The sequence below is a fragment of the Kitasatospora sp. MBT63 genome (genome assembly GCF_000710465.2).
Classification (GTDB): Bacteria; Actinomycetota; Actinomycetes; order Streptomycetales; family Streptomycetaceae; genus Kitasatospora.
This window is the reverse complement of the sequence record NZ_JAIZ01000819.1, coordinates 6,054-9,514: the sequence shown is the minus strand read 5'-3', so window position 1 is coordinate 9,514 and position 3,461 is coordinate 6,054. Positions and strand designations below refer to the sequence as shown.

Sequence of the window (3,461 nt, the reverse complement as noted above, 5' to 3'; positions counted from 1 at the left end):
GCCCGCCGGGGAGCCGGTCGAAGCGGTGGTGGCCGCGGGCCACCTCGCGCAGGACGAGCAGTGTCCACCAGTCGCCCACCACGGCCGCGGCCTGTGCGATGCCGCAGTCGTCGGCCTCACGTCGTGCGGTCATCTCTCGCTCCGGGGGTCGGGTGGGCGGGTCACCTGCCTCCCATAGTAGGTTCCTGATCGAAACCTGGTGAGTATCGAAAGGGAACCCACTGTGTCGCAGCGCACCTGGAACGACGTCGACGACTACTTCAACGGTCTGCTGGTCGAGGAGGACGACGCCCTGCTGGCCGCGGTCGGCGACAGCGGGGACGCCGGTCTCCCGCCGCACCAGGTCGCCCCCAACCAGGGCAAGCTGCTGAACCTGCTGGCGCGTGTCCGGGGCGCCCGCAGCATCCTGGAGATCGGCACCCTCGGCGGCTACAGCACCATCTGGCTCGCCCGCGCCCTGCCGGCCGGCGGACGGCTGATCAGCCTGGAGGCCGACGAGGAGTGTGCGGCCGTGGCCGCCGCCAACATCGCCCGGGCCGGCCTCGCGCACGTCGTCGACATCCGGCTCGGAGCGGCACTCGACACCCTGCCGCGGCTGACCGGTGACGACGGCGCGCCGTTCGACCTGGTCTTCATCGATGCCGACAAGCCCTCGAACCCCGACTACCTGGACTGGGCGCTCAGGCTGACCCGGCCCGGCAGCGTCATCATCGGCGACAACGTGGTCCGCGACGGCGCCGTCACCGACCCGGCCAGCCCGGACCCCCGGGTGCAGGGCGTCCGCCGCTTCACCGAACTCATCGCCCGGCACCCCCGGTTGACCGCGACCGCAGTCCAGACGGTCGGCTCCAAGGGGTACGACGGCTTCGTCATGGCGCTCGTGACGGACTGACCCGCGGGAGGCAGTGGCGGCCGGTGGCGGGCCCGCCGACCCGCCACCGGCCGCCACCGGTCGTGCGACCCGTCAGCCGGCCGCGGTGAGGTGGCGGGCGAGGAAGTCCACGCTCCGCGCGACGATGGAGGGGATCTCCTCGGAGCCGAGGAAGATGTGGTCGGCGCCGTGTACGGGCACCAGCTCGACGGCGCCGCCGTGCCCGGTCAGGTGCTCGGCCAGCCGTTCGCTCTGGCTGTACGGCACCAGCCGGTCCGCGGTGCCGTGCACCAGCAGGAACGGCGGGACGGCCGACGGCACCCGACCGACCGGACTGGCCGCCGCGGCCAGGTCGGGCCGGTCGGCGGGCGAGGCGCCGAGCAGCGCGGTGTACGGATCGCCCACCCCTGGCAGCTCCGGCCCCGCGCCGCCCGCGCCGCCCGCGAGGGCGAGCGCGGGGACGGCCGACGCGGCAGCGACGATGTCGGACACCCCGTACCAGTCCACGGCGCACCGTACGGTGGTGTCCCCCCGGCCGACGCCCTCGTCCCCCTCGAGCTGGCCGTCCGTACCGGTGCTGCCGCTGCCGGGGTCGCTGCTCGGGTCGGCGCCGGTGCCCGTGAGGGCCGCCATGGCGGCCAGGTGGCCGCCGGCGGACTCCCCGAACACGCCGATCCGCGCAGCGTCGATCCCCAGCCGGTCGGCGAACCGCCGCACGTAGCGGATTGCGGCCTTGACGTCGTGCAACTGCGCCGGGAACGGCGCCTCCAGGCTGTGCCGGTAGTCGATGGTGACGACCGCCAGACCGGCCCCCAGGATCGAGCCGAACAGCAGGTCGACGGGGACGGTCGGCGGCGGGAAGCGCCGGTCGCCGTCCATCCAGCCGCCGCCGTGGATCCACACGACCGCAGGAACGGGCGCACCGGCCGGCGGGACGTGGACGTCGAGCAGGCGCGGCCGGTAGCCGAAGGTCCTGGCGTAGGTGACCGCCTCGTAGGTGAGGACACCGTCGGCCGCGCGGCGCGGCGACGGTGGCGGGACGAACGGTGGCGGCGGCCAGCCGGAATCCGGTTCCTGCGACAGCTCGGACATGGCGGCTCCTCGGGGTGGTGGGGGAGTGGGGAGGCGGGAAGGACCGGGTTCCGGCCGAGGGGGGCCGGACCGGTCGGTGCGTGGAACTCGCACCGCGCGTCAGCACGGTAACACGTGTAACCGGCGCCGACCAGACCCGTTTCGCGGACCTCCGGCCCGGCCCCCGCGCCGCACGCCCCGGCGCCGACCGCGCCCCAACCTCCGCCCGCCCGTGGACCGTTGGAATCGGCCTCGGGCGTTGGCACGCCCGAGGGCAGCCCGACCACGGAAGATATGTCGAACCCTTGACTGCCGTCACGGCAACGCCATACTTGGGCTCACTCCCAGCCGACCGAATGAGGTGACGCCCATGGAGCTCGCCCCTTCCGCCCATGTCGACACGTTCTGCCGCGACCGCCTCCCTCCGCCCGACCAGTGGCCGGAACTGCTCCTCGACCTGCCGGAGCTCCAGTACCCGCAACGCCTCAACTGCGCGCAGGTCCTGATCGACGGCGCCGTCGACCGGTGGGGCCCGGACCGCCGCTGCCTGCTCACCCCCACCGAGGAGTGGAGCTACGGCGAGCTGCGCCTCCGCTCCGACCAGGTCGCCCAGGTGCTCACCGAGGACCTCGGGCTGGTGCCGGGCAACCGGGTCCTCCTTCGCGGGCCCAACAATCCCTGGCTGGTCGCGAGTTGGCTCGGCGTACTGAAAGCCGGCGGCGTCGCGGTGACGACGATGCCGCTGCTGAGGGCCGCCGAGCTCGACGCCCTGTGCGGGATCGGCTCGCCGGCCGTGGCGCTGTGCGACCACCGCTTCCTCGGGCCCGCCGAGAAGGCCGCGATGGCGGATCTCGTCGTCGTGCCGTACGGCGGCGACGGCGCGGACGACCTGACCGCGCGCTGCGCCGCCAAGAGCGGGCGCTTCACCGCCGTCGACACCGCCGCCGACGACGTCGCCCTGATCGCCTTCACCTCCGGCACCACCGGCCGACCCAAGGCCACCCTGCACTTCCACCGCGACGTGCTGGCCAACGCCGACACCTTCTCCCGGCACATCCTGCGGCCCGGCCCCGACGACCTCTTCGCGGGCACCCCGCCGCTCGGCTTCACCTTCGGCCTCGGCGGGCTGGTGGTGTTCCCACTGCGGGCGGGCGCGGCCACGCTGCTGCTGGAGCAGGCCACCCCCGAGCAGCTGGCCGAGGCGGTCGCCGCACACGGGGTGAGCGTGCTGTTCACCGCACCGACCGCCTACCGGGCGATCCTCGCGGCCGGCCTGGCGGACCGCCTGAGCGGCCTGCGGCGCTGCGTCTCGGCGGGCGAACCGCTGCCGACGGCCGTCTGGGACGCTTTCCACCGGGCCACCGGGCTGCGGCTGATCGACGGCATCGGCGCCACCGAACTGCTGCACGTCTTCATCTCCGCCGCCGACGGCGAGATCCGCCCCGGCGCCACCGGCCGCCCGGTGCCCGGCTACCGGGCCGCCGTTCTCGACGACCTCGGTGCCCCCGTACCGGACGGC

The 3,461-nt window shown here is 74.3% G+C and carries 4 protein-coding genes; 2 read left to right on the top strand and 2 right to left on the bottom strand.

The genetic code is table 11. The features are described from left to right. A partial coding sequence (locus AA75_RS53270; RefSeq protein WP_368666640.1) for a winged helix-turn-helix transcriptional regulator occupies positions 1–133 on the bottom strand: 133 nt, incomplete at its 3' end. Positions 134–223: 90 nt separating this feature from the next. On the opposite strand from AA75_RS53270, the gene AA75_RS43045 reads away from it, so the two are divergent. Then, complete coding sequence (locus tag AA75_RS43045; protein WP_033826003.1) at positions 224–892, top strand: O-methyltransferase; 669 nt, start codon at positions 224–226, stop codon at positions 890–892. Positions 893–964: 72 nt separating this feature from the next. Here the strand turns inward: AA75_RS43045 and AA75_RS43040 are convergent, their stop codons facing one another. Continuing rightward, positions 965–1,963 carry an alpha/beta hydrolase gene (locus tag AA75_RS43040; protein WP_033826002.1) on the bottom strand — a complete coding sequence of 333 codons (999 nt, stop codon included), beginning with the start codon at positions 1,961–1,963 and terminating at the stop codon, positions 965–967. Between the two features lie 349 nt (positions 1,964–2,312). Here AA75_RS43040 and AA75_RS43035 point away from each other — a divergent pair. Next, positions 2,313–3,461: AMP-binding protein (locus tag AA75_RS43035; RefSeq protein WP_033826001.1), on the top strand; the 1,149-nt coding region annotated here is incomplete at its 3' end.

Coding starts and splice junctions, on each gene's coding strand:
- AA75_RS43040 (WP_033826002.1), bottom strand. CDS start 1,963: ATGTCCGAGCTGTCGCAGGAACCGGATTCCGGCTGGCCGCCGCCACCG.